Origin of the sequence: Rhodococcus sp. MEB032, from assembly GCF_030208925.1 — a bacterium.
Lineage (GTDB): Bacteria > Actinomycetota > Actinomycetes > Mycobacteriales > Mycobacteriaceae > Rhodococcus_F > Rhodococcus_F qingshengii.
The window spans coordinates 64,204-82,803 of record NZ_JARVSY010000002.1 but is presented as its reverse complement, the minus strand read 5'-3'; the positions used below and the strand labels follow the sequence as shown (position 1 = coordinate 82,803).

14 protein-coding genes are annotated in these 18,600 nt (G+C 60.9%); 11 read left to right on the top strand and 3 right to left on the bottom strand.

Annotated elements, in window-relative coordinates:
- The first annotated feature begins 58 nt into the window (after positions 1-58).
- The 3 genes from QRN54_RS03125 (at position 59) to QRN54_RS03115 (ending at position 4,824) form a co-directional block, all read left to right on the top strand.
- On the top strand, positions 59-1,042 hold the full coding sequence (locus QRN54_RS03125; protein ID WP_285181560.1) for an NAD(P)H-dependent flavin oxidoreductase: 984 nt from the start codon (positions 59-61) through the stop codon (positions 1,040-1,042).
- A gap of 619 nt (positions 1,043-1,661) precedes the next feature.
- Positions 1,662-2,654 carry a hypothetical protein gene (locus tag QRN54_RS03120; protein WP_285181559.1) on the top strand — a complete coding sequence of 331 codons (993 nt, stop codon included), beginning with the start codon at positions 1,662-1,664 and terminating at the stop codon, positions 2,652-2,654.
- A gap of 1,000 nt (positions 2,655-3,654) precedes the next feature.
- Positions 3,655-4,824: an iron-containing alcohol dehydrogenase gene (locus tag QRN54_RS03115; protein ID WP_285181558.1), complete on the top strand. Its 1,170-nt coding sequence runs from the start codon at positions 3,655-3,657 to the stop codon at positions 4,822-4,824.
- Between the two features lie 79 nt (positions 4,825-4,903).
- Here QRN54_RS03115 and QRN54_RS03110 read toward each other — a convergent pair whose 3' ends face one another.
- Positions 4,904-5,584: a TetR/AcrR family transcriptional regulator gene (locus QRN54_RS03110; protein ID WP_007735574.1), complete on the bottom strand. Its 681-nt coding sequence runs from the start codon at positions 5,582-5,584 to the stop codon at positions 4,904-4,906.
- Entirely contained in the window at positions 5,571-7,217 is a 1,647-nt protein-coding gene (locus QRN54_RS03105; RefSeq protein ID WP_252194665.1) for a class I adenylate-forming enzyme family protein, read from the bottom strand. Before QRN54_RS03105 ends, QRN54_RS03110 begins: the two co-directional genes overlap by 14 nt.
- A gap of 153 nt (positions 7,218-7,370) precedes the next feature.
- On the opposite strand from QRN54_RS03105, the gene QRN54_RS03100 reads away from it, so the two are divergent.
- The 8 genes from QRN54_RS03100 (at position 7,371) to QRN54_RS03065 (ending at position 15,039) form a co-directional block, all read left to right on the top strand.
- The gene (locus tag QRN54_RS03100) at positions 7,371-9,320 is read left to right on the top strand and encodes a flavin-containing monooxygenase (protein WP_051649580.1); all 1,950 of its coding nucleotides are present in this window, start codon (positions 7,371-7,373) and stop codon (positions 9,318-9,320) included.
- Between the two features lie 2 nt (positions 9,321-9,322).
- Positions 9,323-10,513: a CaiB/BaiF CoA transferase family protein gene (locus QRN54_RS03095; RefSeq protein WP_285181557.1), complete on the top strand. Its 1,191-nt coding sequence runs from the start codon at positions 9,323-9,325 to the stop codon at positions 10,511-10,513.
- 40 nt (positions 10,514-10,553) lie between these two features.
- Entirely contained in the window at positions 10,554-11,207 is a 654-nt protein-coding gene (locus QRN54_RS03090) for a TetR/AcrR family transcriptional regulator (protein ID WP_099698645.1), read from the top strand.
- 78 nt (positions 11,208-11,285) lie between these two features.
- Positions 11,286-12,191, top strand: coding sequence for a metal-dependent hydrolase (locus tag QRN54_RS03085; RefSeq protein ID WP_030537143.1), 906 nt, complete (start codon positions 11,286-11,288; stop codon positions 12,189-12,191).
- Positions 12,188-13,324 (top strand): PDR/VanB family oxidoreductase, encoded by a 1,137-nt coding sequence (locus QRN54_RS03080; RefSeq protein WP_118605791.1) that lies wholly within the window; start codon positions 12,188-12,190, stop codon positions 13,322-13,324. Before QRN54_RS03085 ends, QRN54_RS03080 begins: the two co-directional genes overlap by 4 nt.
- 8 nt (positions 13,325-13,332) lie before the next feature.
- A complete protein-coding gene (locus QRN54_RS03075; RefSeq protein ID WP_007735566.1) occupies positions 13,333-13,761 on the top strand; it encodes a limonene-1,2-epoxide hydrolase family protein in 429 nt (142 codons plus the stop codon).
- A gap of 191 nt (positions 13,762-13,952) precedes the next feature.
- Positions 13,953-14,147 carry a hypothetical protein gene (locus tag QRN54_RS03070; protein WP_193594744.1) on the top strand — a complete coding sequence of 65 codons (195 nt, stop codon included), beginning with the start codon at positions 13,953-13,955 and terminating at the stop codon, positions 14,145-14,147.
- A gap of 364 nt (positions 14,148-14,511) precedes the next feature.
- The gene (locus QRN54_RS03065) at positions 14,512-15,039 is read left to right on the top strand and encodes an AAA family ATPase (protein ID WP_042922064.1); all 528 of its coding nucleotides are present in this window, start codon (positions 14,512-14,514) and stop codon (positions 15,037-15,039) included.
- A 520-nt stretch (positions 15,040-15,559) separates the two neighbouring features.
- Here the strand turns inward: QRN54_RS03065 and dnaB are convergent.
- Positions 15,560-18,217, bottom strand: a complete 2,658-nt coding sequence (gene dnaB / locus QRN54_RS03060; RefSeq protein WP_257216880.1) for a replicative DNA helicase — start codon at positions 18,215-18,217, stop codon at positions 15,560-15,562.
- Positions 18,218-18,600: the final 383 nt, after the last annotated feature.

Below are 18,600 nucleotides of genomic sequence, written 5' to 3'. Positions count from 1 at the left end.
GACTTTGCACCAACGTAACTGACAAACAGATAGCCATGCACCATCGAGGAGATGTCCAGTGCTGACCACCGCATTTACCGAGACGTTCGGAGTTCGCCACCCAATCGTGCAGGGCGGCATGCAATGGGTGGGGAGAGCAGAACTCGTAGCGGCAGTTGCAAACGCCGGCGCGCTCGGCATGCTCACTGCCCTGACACAGCCGACACCTGACGATCTTGCCCGAGAAATATCCCGAACGCGCGAGCTCACCGACCAACCGTTCGGAGTCAATCTCACAATCCTCCCCACGATCACGCCCCCGCCCTACGATGAGTATCGCAACGTGATCATCGACTGCGGAGTGAAAGTCGTCGAGACAGCCGGATCGTCTCCCGCGCCCCATCTGCCGCACTTTCACGGCGCAGGCATCAAGGTTCTCCACAAGTGCACCAGCGTCCGCCACGCGGTCAAAGCCCAGGCCCTCGGTGTCGACGGCATCAGCATCGACGGGTTCGAATGTGCCGGGCATCCAGGGGAAGACGACGTACCGGGTCTCGTCCTCATCGCTGCAGCAGCAGAGCGGATCAGCATTCCCATGATCGCGTCCGGTGGATTTGCCGACGCGCGAGGATTGGTGGCCGCCCTGGCGCTCGGCGCCGACGGCATCAACATGGGTACCCGGTTCATGTGCACCGAGGAGTCTCCGATTCACCGCAACATCAAAGAGGCGATAGTCGCTGCCTCGGAGGTCGACACGGAACTGATTTTCAGGTCACTACGCAATACCGCACGGGTAGCACGCAACAGCATCAGCGAAGAAGTTGTCGAAATTCTCTCCAGTGGTGGCAAATTCGAAGACGTTCGACATCTTGTGGCCGGTGCGCGGGGCCGAGCGGTGTTCGACAGCGGCGACCAGGAGGCTGGCATCTGGACGGCTGGCACTGTGCAAGGATTGATTCACGACATCCCCACAGTGGGTGAATTGGTGGAACGAATTGTCACAGAGGCCGAAGCACTGATTGCGGGTCGGCTTGCCGATCTCCTGGACCCTGTCAGCGCTTGACGCTGTCCGAACCCACTGGGCGCTACCGTCGGCCAGTTCTTCGCGAATGCCCCTGCCGTCACGCTCGCCGACCCGCATGCCGCCTACACCTCGTCCTCGATGCGTCGTGCGGTGACGGTGAGCTCTTCGCGATCGCCTCGCGGCTTGTCATCGCCGTTCGATCGTTTCGGGTGCATCCGGACGATCATTGACGTCAGGACGAGGAAAGGAGGTGTACTCCGAATTGCTTGGGGTCATCAGAGTGACGACCGCAAGGATTTCGATCGGCACCGAACACGATCTACTCGACGTTGTGGCCATGGGGCTACCAAAACATCACCGTCGGCCCGCAGCAGCTCCCCCATTACGTCCACCGACATTTCTTGGCTTCGACTGCATACAGCAAGGACGAGAGCCCGGCGCGCCCGTCCCGACTGTGCGATCGTCGAAGTCGTCTCACAACCCTTTCAAGGCACCTAGTCCCTATGGCGCTAGGATCCCCGCAACAATCTTGCGCTTGACCGAATACTGGAGTCCCACGAGCCCGATAGCGTTCGCGATAGAATCCGATGTTTCGCTCGCATCGTCCGGGGCACACCGAAGGGGAATCAAGAGCATGCATGCGGTACCGACCCGGAGGGTGAAATTCGTTGCAGCGGGATTGATCATCGCTGTGGCTACTGCTGGTGCTATCGGTGTATCGAAGATCTTCGCTGCACGCCCATCCTCTGCGAACGTCGAAGAGACCATCACGAAAGCGGAACGTGGACGGCACAATCCAGCGTGTGAACCCATCCCGTCGAGGCCCGATGTGGCTGCGTTGCGTCGCTCTTCTGACGCGTCGGTTCGTTTGACGAACGTGGTACAGACTGCTGCGGAGCTCTTGCGAGTCAACGGAGCGGCTTGGGGGCCCCAAGTCGCTGTCGGTACTGAGCTATCCATTGATGAAGCTTTCGAGAACGCCGGTTCGATTCCCGGAGATGCGATAGTCGCAGAAGCGGAGTGGCTTCGTCAGGCGCAACGAGATGGACTCTACGACGACGCAGATCGTTCGCTCGATTCGCTTGTCCGACACATCGAGTCGACAACCATCACGGACGTCGACCTCGGCAGCCATCTGGGGCCGAATTGGCCCGCAGTAATCGATGTCGTCGGGACTGTCGCCGCGATCGGGTTCGAGGAGTACGTGAGCAAGGTGCGCGCGTCACCCCCGATGAGAGCAGCTGACGCGCTCGACCTTCGATCCGCGTTGCGGGAGAACACGGTAGCCCTCGGCCTGGAGGCGGAATGGGACGGTGCTCAGGAGTTGGTCGCTCTCTACTTTCAAGGATGCACTTCGGCCGCGCTGAGCCGGCGAGAAGCGAACCTTTCGGTCGAGGATTACATCCATGATTGGGACCTGGCGGAGGCTCTGGCACGCGACGCCGTAGCTGCTGCTTTCGCAGCAGATCTCACGAGCAACGAGAACCGTGGACGAGTCGAGATCTTGGCTCGAGGTCTTCAAATCATCCAGGCGCCAGACGAATTGGGTCCGAACGATCGGTTGACCCGGTCCGTGGATCCGAACGAAAACTTGCATCCGGACGAGGTCGCGCTTCTCGAACTGGAAGATCCATTGATCGAGGGCGAGTGACACGACCAGGGCCTCCGGCGAGGGTGGCGCGGCAAGCAGAAAAGGCGGTTGCCGATGTGACACCGCGCTCTTAGAACCGAAGTGACGCAACATCATCGTGATCTGCTCTTCGGGGCCCCTTGCTCACGCAGATAACGCAGCACCTCCTTTCGATACGCAGGTAATCGAACCCCGAAATCATGTCCTCGAGCTGACGGTCCATCCAGTCGAAAAACAGTTCGCGTCGTACGACAGCAGCGGATTTACCGTGGGTATGCCCAGTCTCGAAGCCCCAGCAGAAGCCGAGGGTCTCGACTAACTTTGCCGGACCGACTGCAATGGTCAGCTTCGGCGGAGTGAATCTCGGAAGAAGAACCTTCGTCCCCGATATGCAAAGTCTCTTTGCAGCGGGATCGGCCCGCGGCACGCCTCGCGATAATTGTTCACCTCAGTGCCGCTGTTCCGACCAAGGCGAGTTCGAGGCGTTTCTCCACGGCGAAGTCGATGCATGCCGCGCCGTCGACACCATGCACCTGAGTGTCGGGAAGGGTGCCGCACTGGATTCGGCGTCCGTCACCAGAGTGTCAGTGATGGCTACATCATCCCAGTACTCAACCCTCGCGCCATCACGCAATTGGTTCCAGAAACAGACAACCAACGGTTAGGTAGTTCGATAATTTGCGGATCGAATCCACCGTAACCGATCCTTGTCTGGCGCTGGAGATGCAACGGCGCTCTTTCATCTAAGCCGCGATGATTTTTAGATAGATGCAGATCAAGCCTGCAATGTCGTCCATGAACTCACCTCGCCCCGTGGTTTCGCCAGCCAAGCACACAATCGATTGTGGCGTGCGCCACAAATTTCCTATAGGGTAACCGTCGTTAGCCTGCGACGGGGTGCGAGACATTTCCCAGCGCCGGATCCACGCTCTATCCCACTCCTGAACAGACCGAGCGAGAGCTGAGCGCTCTTGACGACGTCGTGGTGGATTGAGGATCAAGAAAGAAAGATGGTATTGCCGTGCAGTCATCACTTGTCTCTCTGCCGTCCATGGAGAGAGTCCGCATTGGCGCTCCGGTCGCGGAGGCCGCGGCCCAGGAAGCAGAGTTGCTCGGGGCGAACCGAGTCTTCGTCGTATGTAGCGGGACGCTCAACTCGCAGACCGACGAGATCGCTCGGGTGATCGAGGCATTGGGTGATCGATTCGTGGGACTGTTCGATGCGGTTCGACCTCATGTACCGCGCGAAGACGTCATTGCTGCCACCCGAGTTGCTGCCGACGCCGTTCCGGACATGCTGTTGTGCGTGGGCGGCGGATCGGCGACGGACCTGGCGAAGATCCTTGCAATCACTCTGGAGCACGGAGTTCGCGAGGCATCGCAAATGGACGCCTACCACCTGCAGGTCAATCCCGACACATCGGTGACCGCCCCCACCTTCTCCGCCCCGAAGATCCCGGTAGTGGTGGCGCCCACGACCCTGGCGGGAGGTGAGTTCAACGCGTTGGCCGGGTCGACGGATGAGACGAGCAACGTCAAAGAGGGTTACTTGCATCCGGCGATGACCCCGAAGGCTGTCATCCTCGATCCTGCACTCACGCTGCACACTCCGGAGTGGCTGTGGCTGTCGACCGGGGTTCGCGCACTGGACCACGCCTTCGAGACCCTGGGCTCACTCGAATCGAACGGGTACTACGACGGGATGGCGATGAATGCCATACGACTGCTCTCCGAAGGACTCGTCCGAGTGAAGGAGAACACCGACGACGTGGATGCGCGGCTGATGTGCCAGGTCGGTGCGTGGTCGTCAATGGTCGCGATCGTCGCAGGCCTCGACATGGGCGTCAGCCATGCCGTCGGGCATGCACTCGGCGGTTCGTTCAACGTCCCACACGGGTACACCTCCTGCGTCATGGCGCCCTTCGCGCTCGAGTACAACCGCGAAGTCAACGAGCATCGCCAGGCGCTGATCAGTGCGTCCTTGGGTGCGCCGCAAACGCCCGCACACGAGTTGGCGGACTCGCTCATCCGGCGGCTCGGCATGCCGAGATCGCTGGGAGAAGTCGGGCTGACCGAAAACGACCTCCCCAGTCTGGCTACGTACACGTTCAAGGACATCTGGTGCGGGACCAACCCGAACCCCATCGCGAATCCGGATGCTTTGGTTTCTTTGTTGCGGCGGGCACTCTGATCGAGCTCGAAAACAAGTGATCCCCCTCCACGTCGGGTGGAGGGGGATCACTTGTTTTCGGGCTGAACGGGCGTAACCGTCAGCTGGGCGTACCGCCGTTACCACTCTGCGTTCCGGGACGGTGACGGAGAATTCCGACGACGATGTAATCCACGTAGGTTGCCACCAGCGCCTCGATATCGTGGTCGTCTCGAAGCCACCAGCTCACGCCGTTCATGAGGTCGAGCACCGCAACAGCCGCACGCTGTGGGTCGGCGATCTCGAACTCTCCGGCGCGGACCCCGGCAGCAATCACATCGCGCACACGCCTCTGGTAGTACTTGCGGTACTCGAGCACCCTCATACGGTGTTCGTCGGTAAGCGCCGAGATCTCTCGTAGGCTTACCAGATGCTCGACCCTGTTCATCGCCAAATACCGCAGATGAACATCGATCAGCGAGGTGAGTCGCTCGACCGGAGTTCCAGTCTCGTCGAGGACAAGTAGATGCTCCTCGACCGGGTCCCGAGTCATCTTGAGCGCGATCGCGTAGAGGATCTCCTCTTTCGAGGTGAAGTGGTTGTAGAGGCTCGCGCCCTTGATTCCCACCGAATCTGCGATGCCACGCATGCCTGCCGAGTGGTAGCCCTGATCAGCGAAGTATTCGGCCGCCGCGGCCAGTATGTCGTCACGTCTGCTTGGAAGCCCTTCAAGCCGTGGTCGACCGGATCCGGGTGTCGCGCTGCTGGCAGGATCGATGTTCAGCGTTTCAGTCCTTTGCATACAGGCGGCGTAGTTCTCTCTTGAGCAGCTTCCCCTGAGGGTCCGTGGGCAGCTCATCCACAATCTTGATCGCCTTAGGAACCTTATAGCCTGCGAGCACGGTCTTGCAGTGGTCTCGCAACTCCTGGCCGGTGAGGTCGCTGCCGTCTATGACGATGACGAAGCCTGTGACCGCCTCGGACCAGTATTCGTCCGGAAGTCCCACGACGGCGGCGCGCGACACCTCGGGGTGGGCTTGTAGTACGCGCTCGACCTCCTGCGAGGACACGTTGTAGCCGCCCGTCTTGATCATGTCCTTGCTGCGATCGAGGAAGAACATGTTGCCCTCCGAATCGCGACGTACGATGTCGCCGGTGTGGACCCAACCACCGTCGAGGACAGCGGCGGTCTTCTCGGGATCCTTGTAGTAACCCAGCATCACCGACGGCGTGCGACAGAGGAGTTCACCTCGCTCTGCTTCATTTCCGTCGGCATCGACCACCTTGACCTCAAGATGGCCTACAGGCTTGCCGATCCAGGTCGGATCCTGATCGGGAATGTCCTCGAGTCGCTTGAACCAGCCGACGGAGCCCAACTGCGTCAACTCGGACTGACCCCAGTAGGTGCCCCACACCGATGCGGGCGCCGCGTGGTGCCATGCGTCCACCGTTCGCGGCGAGACCTGACCTCCGTAGGTCAGGCAGCGCTGGATGGTCCCGACAGTCTCAGGACCGAAGTCAGGATGATCTGCGAGCGAGATGAAGAACGTCGGGGTTTGAGCCAGGACGGTGATCTGCTCCGCTTTGATCATGTGCAAAGCGTCGGCAGGCGCGAGGCTGGCCGGGAGCACGAGCGTCGCTCCCAATAGCAGGAGCGAGGTCAGGGAGCCGATTCCGGCAATAGTGTGGAATGGCATGACGTAGAGCCAGACGTCATCGTCCAGGCATCGCAGTCCCCATGTGTACGCAGGTGCGGTGGAGACCAGGTAGTTGCGATGCGGCAGCATGACGCCCTTCGGAGCCGCCTCGGTTCCACTGGTGTACACGATCATTGCGAGATCGTGCTCGTCGACATCGCAATCCGGCTCTGTCGGCGACGAGGACTCGAGGAGTTGATCGAAGCAGTGGCCGCCGAACTCGTCCGTGCTGTCGAGAACAATGATTTCGGGGCGGGTACCGAGTCCCGCCAGCACTTCTTCCAGTACCGGCAGGAATTCCGCGGCCACGACCACAACCGCGGGCTCGAGGTGCCCGATCTGTTGAGCCACTTCGTTCGGTCCGAAAAGGACATTGATGCCGGAGTACACCGCCCCTATTTTGAGAGCACCGTAGTAGGCGACTATCGACTCCACGCGATTGCGGGCCATCACGGCGACCCGGTCACCGCGGGAAACACCGAGTCCGAGGAACATGTGGGATGCCCGGTTGGCATCCTGATTGAGCGCACCGTAGGTGGTCACGGTGCGTCGACCACCTGGGGCATACGACACGATCGCCGGCTTCGAGTATCGACTCTGCGAGTGGCGGCGTAGCTGGTCGCCCAACGTCGCTCGCCCTAGCGGTGACGACTGGGTCGCTGTGAGGGATCGGACAAGCGGACCTGAACTCCGTCGCACATCAGTGGCATCCGATTCGACACTTGTCGACAGATCCATGGTTCCTCAACTTCCTGAATGCTTACCGCGGTTAGTATGATGTGGCTCATACTGTCATCGGCATCCACGCGGGTCAAGCAGAGTTTCCAAGCAACAATGGGAATATCGAAATCACACTTGGTTGTGTCGCTAACGACTGTTAGCCTGCATGACATGACTATCGTCACTGACCTGGACCGTGACCACCTGCGTTCGGCGGTGTTACGGGGCAACGTTCCGACCATGCTCGCCGTGTTGCTGGAGCTGACCGCCGATGAGCGGTGGGTGGCACCCCGCTATCAACCCACGCGCAGTCGGGGCATGGATGACAATTCCACGGGAGGACTTCCGGAGGACGTTCAGTCCGAAATCCGGAGCGCGTTGATCGACGCAGTGGAACGCTGGTGGACGCTGGACGAGCCGTCCCGGCGGACGCTGGACAGCTCGGAAGTCGAGCGAATCCTCAACTTCACCTGCAGCGAGACCGTGCCGCCGGACTTCGCGCCGATGATGGCGGAGATAGTCAATGGTCCGCAGATCAAGCCTGCCACCGCCAAGTGCGACGAGCGACTCCACGCCATCGTGATCGGAGCCGGCATCGCGGGGATGCTGGCCTCCGTCGAGCTCACCCGCGCTGGAATCCCTCACGTGATCCTGGAGAAGAACGACGACGTCGGCGGATCATGGTGGGAGAACCGCTATCCGGGCGCCGGAGTTGATACACCGAGCCACCTTTACTCGATCTCGTCGTTCCCTCGTAACTGGTCGACCCATTTCGGCAAGCGCGACGAGGTTCAGGGATATCTCGAGGACTTTGCGGAGGCCAACGACATCCGGCGCAATGTCCGCTTCCGCCATGAGGTGACGCGCGCCGAGTTCGAGGAGTCGAAACAGAGTTGGCGTGTGTCCGTCCAGCGACCAGGTGAGGCGCCGGAGACCCTCGAGGCTCCCATCCTGATCAGCGCGGTCGGTCTGCTCAATCGTCCGAAGATCCCGCATCTACCGGGAATCGAGACCTTCCGTGGTCGCCTCTTCCACTCCGCCGAGTGGCCGAACGAGCTCGACGATCCCGAGTCGCTCCGCGGAAAGCGAGTGGGCATCGTCGGTACCGGAGCCAGTGCTATGCAGATCGGCCCGGCCATCGCGGATCGTGTCGGATCGCTGACGATCTTCCAGCGCTCACCACAGTGGATCGCACCGAACGACGACTACTTCACGACCATCGACGACGGCGTCCACTGGCTGATGGACAACATCCCCGGCTATCGCGAGTGGTACCGGGCGCGTCTGTCGTGGATCTTCAACGACAAGGTGTACTCGTCCCTCCAGGTCGACCCCGACTGGCCAGAGCCGAGCGCCTCGATCAATGCAACCAACCATGGTCATCGCAAGTTCTACGAACGCTATCTCCGCGATCAGCTGGGTGATCGAACAGATCTGATCGAGGCATCTCTTCCGGACTATCCGCCCTTTGGTAAGCGAATGCTGCTGGACAATGGCTGGTTCACGATGCTTCGTAAGCCCGACGTCACACTGGTGCCCCACGGAGTCGACGCCCTGACACCTTCTGGACTCGTCGACACGAACGGCGTCGAGCACCAGCTGGACGTCATTGTCATGGCGACGGGTTTCCACAGTGTGCGCGTTCTTTACCCGATGGACATCGTCGGTCGATCCGGCCGGTCCACCGGAGAAATCTGGGGCGAGCACGACGCGCGCGCCTACCTGGGAATCACAGTTCCTGACTTCCCCAATTTCTTCGTCATGACCGGACCGAACACCGGCCTGGGACATGGGGGGAGCTTCATCACGATCCTGGAATGTCAGGTCCGCTACATCATGGATGCCTTGAAGTTGATGCAATCGGAAAACCTCGGCGCGATGGAGTGCCGGGCCGAGGTCAACGATCGATACAACGAGGCCGTCGACCGACAGCACGCACAGATGGTCTGGACCCATCCGGCAATGGAGAACTGGTACCGAAACCCGGACGGTCGCGTCGTGTCGGTCCTTCCGTGGCGGATCAACGACTACTGGGCCATGACCTACCGAGTCGACCCGGCAGATTTTCGTACCGAGCCGGCACGCTCCGAGTCGGTCCCGACTCCGACCGCGCGAGGGTGATCATGCAGGACGAAGCCACCGGCGGAGTGCACGGCGGGCCGCTGTCGGGTATCCGGGTCATTGAAATGGAGGCCATAGGGCCGCTACTGCACGCCGGTCTGATGTTGGCAGATCTTGGCGCCGATGTCGTGCGCATCGTGCGCCCCATCTCGATGGGAGCAGATGACGGAATCGACGATGCGAATGCGGGGATGCTCCGAGGGCGGACCGAACTCACTGCAGATCTGACCAAGACCGAAGATCTCGCCAAGGTGCGCAGGCTGATCGGCCGAGCGGACGTCCTGATGGAGGGCTCTCGGCCCGGCACGATGGAGAAGCTCGGCCTGGGCTCCGAGATCTGCCTGCAGGACAATCCGGGGCTGATCTACGGCCGGATGAGTGGCTGGGGCCAGAAGGGACCGATGGCCCGAGAAGCCGGGCACGACCTGAACTACCTTGCGCTTTCGGGCGCGCTCGAACAGCTCGGACCGGCTTCCGGGCCGCCGTCACCGCCGCTGAACTACGTCGGGAACTTCGGCGGCGGATCGATGTTCCTGCTCGTAGGAGTACTTGCCGCGCTGCACGAAAGAGAACGCACTGGCCGAGGCCAGGTGGTGGATACAGCGATGGTCGACGGCGCCAGTTCGTTGACTGCGCTCGTCCGATCGTGGCAGCATGCCGGCCGCTGGTCAGCCCGTCGTGGAACCAACCTCCTCGACGGATCTGCCCCGTTCTACCGCGTGTACGAGTGCGCAGACCACAGGTACATGGCGGTAGGGGCCCTCGAAGACGTGTACTACGACCGCTTCGTGTTCGGACTCGGATTGGATCCCGCCTCGTTGCCGAATCGCTGGGACCAATCGACCTGGGACGACTTGTCCGAACACTTCGGCAGAACCTTCGCCACACACGATCGCGACGCCTGGGTCGACGTCTTCGACGGCCTGAACGCTTGTGTCACACCCGTGCTCACACTCCACGAGGCAACACTCCACGACCATGCAATACAGCGGACGGCCTTCGTCGATGCAGGAGGCTTTTCGATGCCCTCCGCCGCACCACGGCTGGACTCGTCACAGGGAGCAGCCCCACCACGGAGAAACGACGAACTGGACGCAACCGTGTCGCGATGGGAGATTGCCTCAGAGCACCTCGGGGGCAATTCCACTCGACATCGGTCCACTCGCATGGCTGTTGGTCCACAGACGTGGTGAGCGAGAGAACCGATGGCGCCAGGCGGGCTACGATTTCGGTATGCGCAGGCTGGCTGGATCGTTCGATCGTGACCTCCCCGGGTTGCCGCGTGGCCGCGGCCGACTGGCTGTGGACGAGGTCCAAGACGCGCAACGCGATCGCATTCTGCGTGCGGTGATCTCGTCGACGGCGGAGAAGGGGATCGCCTCGACCACGATCGCCGATGTCGTCGGGCGTGCCAGGGTGTCTCGCCAAGCTTTCTACAAGCAGTTCGAGAGCAAAGAAGCGTGCTTGATCGCGGCGATCGACGCCGGCATCGAGGTGATCGTCGCCAACATCACCTCGACACAAAGCTCGACCGCCAATTTATCTCTACGCGAACAGCTTTCGGCTGTCATCGAGAAGTATCTCGAGACGTGTTCGTCCGAACCGGAGTTCGTGCGAGCCTGGGTGGTGGACCTACCTGTGGCCGGCCCGGCCGGGGTGGCGAAGCGCAACGAGTACGTGGAACTGCTCGCCGATGCATTGCTCGTCGGCTACTCGTCCAAGTCTTCAGAAGCCCCGGAGCGTGAAGTGTTTCTCGCGGCGATCGGCGGTTGCAACGAGTTGTTCTACCGCCAGGTGGTTGACGGGTCGAATTCGTACATGAATCTTCATGCGCCGATCATGTCCTTCCTTGAACGGGTACTGGATCTCTCGTCCAACCCTTCGTAGTCCGGTGTTGACAAGCCAAGGGTAGATCGCCATGCTCATTCATAAGTACTGTTGCGTACTTATGAACGAGGAGTGGTCATGCGAATTACGAGTGGACTGACACAGAGTCCGATCGCACCGCCCGGCCGGGTAGCGATCCGTCCGCGGCGAGTCGATTTCGACTGGGAGAAAGCGCCTTTGGTGTGGTTGCCGAACGAGCCGATCGCCTCATACCTCCTCAGCTCGATGAACCTCGTCATCCCGGAGGGCGAACGGATGATGATCCAGGCCTTCGAGCAGGCCCTCCCGGACGTGCACGACGAGAAGCTTCGCGAGGACATGCTCGGTTTCATGGGTCAAGAACTGCTGCACGCAGAGGCGCATGACGAGGTCATGAATCAGGTGTTCACACGGCACGGGATCGACCCGGCCCCGTTCAACCGCCAGATGCAGTATTTCTTCCGTAGAACTTTGGGCGTCGGTGACGACCCCGATCCGCGGGCCATCCGGCAGCGTCTGATCGAGCGTCTCGGGATTTGCGCGTCTTCGGAGCATATGTTCGCGTTCGTGGGCGACTGGGCGTTGAACGCGGACTTGGAGAAATTCGGCGCGGATCCGCAGATGCTTGACCTCTATCGGTGGCATGGGGCCGAAGAGGTCGAGCATCGTGCCGTGGCACACGAGGTCGCCACGTACTTCGGAGTCGGCTACTTTCGCCGCTGTATCTCCATGATCATCACGTGGCCAATCTTTTTGGGGTGGTTGCTCCGTGCTGCGATGTATCTGAGTCGCAACGACCCCAACACGCCGAACATCGGTTATCCACGATTGCTACTGGAATTCGTCCGCGCCGGACGCCGCGGACTGGTGCCTGGTGTATCGAAATGGTTCTGGAGCGGTGTGTCGACGTTCGTGCCGGGATTTCACCCCGACAGTGTGGGGTCCACCGCCCAGGCCCTCGCCTACGTCGCGCAATCGCCAGCGGCCAAGCGGGTCAACACATGACACCCAACGCGCCCGAACTCACACAGCGGTGGCCGGCCCCCCGCGAGATCCCGGTCGACCTACGTCGCGGCAAGCGCCGCGACTCGATTCTGCGCATTCTGGATGTCCTGGTCTCCACGCAGGTCAAGTTGGCGGTCTTGATTCATCGCGACGAGCCACCGGAAAACCGGATCGACAAGTACAAGACAACGCTCACGGTGTCGGAGCGCACGACGGTGGCCACCGACAACGACGTGGTCAGTCTCGAACTGCGAGCACCTGACGGCAGCGACCTCGAACGGTGGTATCCCGGGGCACACCTCGACCTGTACCTGCCCTCGGGACGGATACGTCAGTACTCGCTGTGCGGCGATCCCGCCGATCGACGCTGCTACCGGATCGCGGTACGCCGGATTCCTGATGGTGGCGGCGGATCGAACGAGGTCCACGACGAGTTGCCAGTCGGTACCGTCGTCGGCGTTCGCGGTCCACGCAACGCATTCGGGTTCGTCGAACCCGGGCGAATCGAGCGCGCGAAGCGCGTTCACTTCGTGGCGGGTGGCATCGGCATCACACCGATACTGCCGATGGTCCGCGAGGCGGAGCGCATGGGCCTGGATTGGTCGCTGATGTACGTCGGTCGCGAGCGCCGCACACTACCGTTCCTCGAGGAATTGTCGCCGTTTGGTGATCGGGTCACCATCCGCACCGACGACGAATACGGCCTACCCGCAGCGAACGATCTTCTCCCGCCGAATGTCCGCAGCGGCGACGCGATCTACTGTTGCGGTCCCGTCCCGATGATGGACGTGATCACAGCTAGTGTGCGCAACGAGCCCGGTGTGGAAGTGCACGCCGAACGCTTCTCCGCCGCACCGGTCGTCGATGGACGACCCTTCCGCATCCAACTGGCTCGCACCGGTCAGGTCATCGATGTCGCCGCCGACCAGACCGCACTGGACGCGGTGCTGCGTGTGAACCCGAAAGCCCCCTATTCATGTCGTCAGGGCTTCTGCGGCACCTGCATGGTCCACGTCAGCGACGGCGACGTCGATCATCGTGACAATTCGTTGAGCCCAGCCGAGCGCGCCGCCGGCAAGATGCTCCTGTGCGTTTCGCGGAGCAACAGTCCCTGCCTGACGGTCACCACATGAATCCACCGATGAGAAAACACAATTCCCGACAACCGGAGTACCTGTTGAACGACGATCAACTGACATCGCGGGTGGTGGACCTGCTGATCGCACTGGAAGAAATGGACGCCGATGCCGTGCGCGCACTCGTCGATCCCGACATCGAATGGCGCAATACCGGCCTGCCCAGCGTGCGTGGAAGCAAACGCGTCGAACTGGCGCTCACGATCGTCTCTCGCCTGATCACCAGGTACGAGGTCGTGGAAGTGCTCACGATGACCACCGACCACAACACCGTGTCCTCCCGGCGACGAGAGATCATCCGCATCGGATGGTTTGCCATGCACCTCGACGTAGACGGCCACTACACATTCGCAAACGGCCTGCTTCGCATTTGGGACGACCGCTTCTCCTACCGCCGACTGCTCCGCGGATTGCGATTCGGCCCAACCACCTGAAGTAGCGACGTTTTGTGTCGCATTTTGCCGGGGAGTCCTCACCAGATGCTGAAATCTCCCCCTGCAGCTTCTCGACTGCATCCTCGGTTCAGGAGTTCGGCCGCTGGTGCGGAGAACTCTCGCCGAGTCTACGTTCGCGCATGTGACCAGCTCGTTGTTCCTTTGGACTGCAACGGGATTGGATACCGCTGATGGATTCTCGACAATTGTTCGCCCTCGGCGCGCTCGGTACCGGGATGTTGTCGCTGGCCTTGCAGCTGACCCCGCTGTGTCTCGGCGCCGAGGATGCGGAGCAGTACGTCTTTGTTCGCGCCGCCAATGCCACCGCGGTCCTCAGCCTTGCTCTGCTGTCCGCCGCGTTTGTCTTCTGGCCGACGGCTGGATGACTTTCCGGGCGCAACATGTTCACGAATAATGGAGTTTCGGTGAATCCACCCATAAACCACTACCGCCGGCGATCGGTGGAATCGATCCTCTTCGGCGGAGCCCTTGCAGCACTGCTGCTCTCGGGATGCACGATAAGTTCAGCAGATCCCACTACCGAGGGCAGGCAGTCGTCGAAGATGCCCACCGACTCCGAGCAGATCACCACGGTGATCCGATCTCACCTCGATACCCTCAGTACGACTCGACCGAGGTGCAACGAGAATTGTCGACGGGTCGGGGCATCCAGGGGTCGGTATCGAGCCGGCGGTCGACGGGTGCTCAACTGACGGGTAGTTCCGTAACTTTCTTGAGAGGGCCCCACTAATGCGTATTGGAGTATCCGGCCCGCACGGGACCGGCAAGAGCACGCTGGTCGACGAGTTGTGTGGCCGCCTCGCGGGACACATTCGGGTCGATGAACCGTATTTCGTGCTCGAAGAGGAGGGCCGCGAGTTCGAGTTTCCACCCTCGGCTGATGATTACCGTGCGCAGCTTCGTCGTTCACTGCGCTTGCTGACTACACCTTCTTCTGGTGTTGTATTCGATCGCACGCCGCTCGACTTCCTGGCGTACTTGTCGGCGTGTGGTGTCGATCCGGAGGCAGAAGTCGAGGCGGCGATTGTGAGGTCCGCGCTACGTACTCTCGACGTGCTGGTCGTGGTGCCGATTACCGTCGAAACAGTGCAGAAGTTGCCTGCGGTGGGGATGCCGGAGCTGCAGCGCGCGGTGAACGACGCGTTGCTGGATTTGGTGTACGCCGATCCGATGCAGGTGTGTGACTCCCTGGTAGTTGTCGAGCTTGACGGCCCACTCCGTGGTCGGGTCGACACGGTTCTCTCGGCTTTGCAGTGACACCGGAATCGTCGAGCTGGGTGCGTTCGAAAGATGCTGGCACTGATCGTTACTCGTGAAGATCGACCTGATGAAACTTCGATTTGTGGGCTGGCCGGTCTCTAAAATCGCAAGGGATGTACGTCTTCTCGGGTGAACTGGTGCTGACGCCCCTTCAGTTTGCCGCCCCGCAGAGCGCTGCTCACCAACGCGCGTTCCCGGACTCACTCTCTGGCGGAAGGTATCGAAAACAGGCATCTCGTGGCTCAGAGTGAATTCCGAGAGCCGGTTGTCCTGGCAATTCTCGCGAAACCGAGGAAACGGAAGTCCAGCGTGACAGGTCGCCACGTACCCATCCTTTCTGTTGCGATTCTCGCTACGGCCGCACTTTTCGTGGCCGGATGATCGTCGGGCTCCGAGACTGATTCGACAAACACCGTAACCGCTCGGCAGCCGCCCAACATCGACATAATCGCTGGTGCTCGCCCCGAATCCCACCACGACCGATTCTTGTCCCACCTTCAGGCGATGGCGGCAGCCACTATCCCCGGGCCATGTCGACAAACTTGGAGAGGTGAAGCTGGTGCGCCACAGTGATTGTCGCGGTCGGGCCGTTACGGTGCTTACCCAGAATCAGGTCGGCTTCACCGCCACGGGGATCGTCTCGCTCGGTCGCGTCGGGGCGGTACAGCAGAATCACCATGTCGGCGTCCTGCTCGAGCGATCCGGACTCACGAAGGTCGGCGACCTGCGGACGCTTGTCGGTTCGCTGCTCGGGACCACGGTTGAGCTGACAGATCGCGACAACCGGAACTTCGAGCTCCTTCGCCAAAAGCTTTAGGCTACGTGAGAATTCGGAGACTTCCTGCTGACGGGACTCGACCTTTTTACCGGAGCTCATCAGCTGGAGGTAGTCGATGACGATCAGGCGAATGTCGTGTTTCTGCTTGAGCCGCCGCGCTTTTGCGCGAATTTCCATCATGGTGAGGTTGGGGGAGTCGTCGATGAAGAGCGGCGCCTCGCTGATCTCACTCATACGACGCGCGAGCTTGGTCCAGTCGTCGTCGGTCATCTTTCCGGAGCGCATGTCGCCGAGCTTGATCTTTGCCTCTGCGGACAGCAGACGCATGACGATCTCGGTTTTGCTCATTTCCAACGAGAACATGACGCTGGCCATGCCGTGCGTGATGGAGCAGGAACGCAGGAAATCCATTCCGAGCGTGGAATTGTGCGTCGGGACCATCGAATGACCGGCCAGGTACATGTGGTCGGCGTTGTCGACCTCGACGCAGCGAACCGGAACACTCGCAATTGGTCGAACATCGACAATGTAGCGCGATCCGCTGCGCGCAGTGCTTTTACTCGCTCGACGCTCCTTGTGCAGCATCGCTTTCCGCGTAAGACCGAACACTTCGTCATCAGTCGAGAAGGTCAAGGTGAATGCAGTCGACGAAGCCTCGGTGCGACCGTTGACTCGCTTTGTGCTCATTTGGCAGCGATAGCCAAGACTGACCACTAATTCCTGGGCATCGCGGACGAGGCGCTCGTTGGTTACCGAAAACTGAACGGAGCCACCGGCAGTCACAGTTCCATCAGTGTCGAGAAGCCCCGCAAGAACCGCACGACGCTGCGCCTCGGACCCACGGAGATACTGGACAGGGATGTGCTTGTTGCCCAGAACACCGACCGTACGTAGGCGTCCTTGAACCGTGCCGTACTCATTGCGGCACTTCTGGCACAGTCGCAGCCCGATCGAAGGTCCACCACAGTGTGAACAAGTTGGCGCAGGTACAGGGTCAGACATGAAACGTGCTTTGCCGCCGCATGATTGACCGCACGTTCGCACCTGACTGGTGAACGGCACGAAGCTCTTTCCGCACACAACGCAATCGCGCGGAGCGACGGGATCTTCCGGGGCTAATTGAAGGCTGTAGCGCAAATGCGCCGACTTGGACGGAACTGCAACCAGGCCTTCGGCCTCGATCAACATGATGATCTCAGGATCAGCAGTGGTGAATTGTGCGCAGGCAGTAGAACCGTCACCTAGCCAAGCGCCAAGTGTGTAGGGCGGGACAAGGAGATCCTGCGTTGGTAGGTCGAGCGGCTTGGCATTCACGACAGAGTGATTAACGCGGCCATCCGCCGTTGCGCATCGCACCGTCGATGCGATCTCCGCCGTGGTTCGGACCTCGGCGAATGTCTTTTGATTCTTATAGCGGTTGTAACCTGTCTTGGCGTTCTGCGCTGAACGGCGCGAAGCACGCGTCTCCGTCAACCACTGATGCTGCTCGTCGGCCACCAACACTGTTCCATCGGAAAACTCGACCTCGTAGCAAGGACGGTCAACCATCACGTCGGTAGCGGCAACAACCCGCGTCGGCTTGCCGTGGTTGTCGATCAACAGATCGCCGACAGCAACGTCACCCATCGTGGTCCAGCCACTGGGCGTCGCGAGGGGAGTATCGAGGGCAAGCGCCTTGCCCACACCAGGACGGGCCGCGACGATAATCATCTGACCAGCGTGAAGGCCGTTGGTGATCTCGTCGAGATCCTTGAATCCGGTGGGCACACCGAGGGAAATTCCACCGCGGCTGGCGATGGAGTCGATCTCGTCCATCGTGGGCTGGAGGAGCTCGGTGAGGGGTACGAAGTCCTCGGTGGTTCGACGCTCGGTGACCTCGAAGATCTCGGCCTGCGCGCGGTCGACAACCTCGGCCACGTCCTGACCCTCGGTGCCGGCGTAGCCGTACTGGACGATGCGAGTACCGGCGTCGACCAGACGACGCAGCACGGACTTCTCGGCCACGATCTCGGCATAGAAGGCGGCGTTGGCGGCTGTGGGCACTGTCTGGGTCAGCGTCACCAGGTAGGCAGCACCACCGATACGGCGGAGCTCACCTCGACGGTCGAGCTCGGCGGAGACCGTCACCGGGTCGGCGGGCTCGCCACGGCTGTAGAGGTCCAGGATCACGTCGTAGACGGACTGGTGGGCGGGCCGGTAGAAGTCACCCGGACGCAGTACCTCGAGGACGTCAGCGATGGCGTCCTTGCTCAGCAGCATGCCGCCGAGCACCGACTGCTCGGCAGTCATGTCCTGAGGTGGCTGGCGTCCGAACTCCTGGTCGGGCTCGGCCTCGGGAGGGCCCGGGTAGTCCGGCCCCGAGAAGTCGGAAGGTCCTCGATCATCTACAACAGCCACAAGCGAGACCTTCCCGTAAAACACTCGACGACACTGCCAGAAACCGCAGCGCCCTCATCATTTGTACCTGCCCCCACCGACATCCCCTAGCCGCATTCGGCCGGGCTGTAGATAGACGCCGAGATGACGTTAGGGACTAGTAGGTCCGCATACAAACCGGACTGTGGATAAACCTGTGGATGCTTTGTGGAAACTCCCGCCCCACGGTGTGCACCGCCTGTGGAGCATTTGGGGACTACTTTGCCTAGTAGCTACAAAAGACCAGGTAGATGGCTATCCCTAATTTCACAGGCCTGTTGATGAAAATAGTTTTTCCACAGTCGGCGCGTCGGCGTGTCGGGCGTGTTGCCTCGCCCGATTCGTCACTGATCACCAAGTCGAAC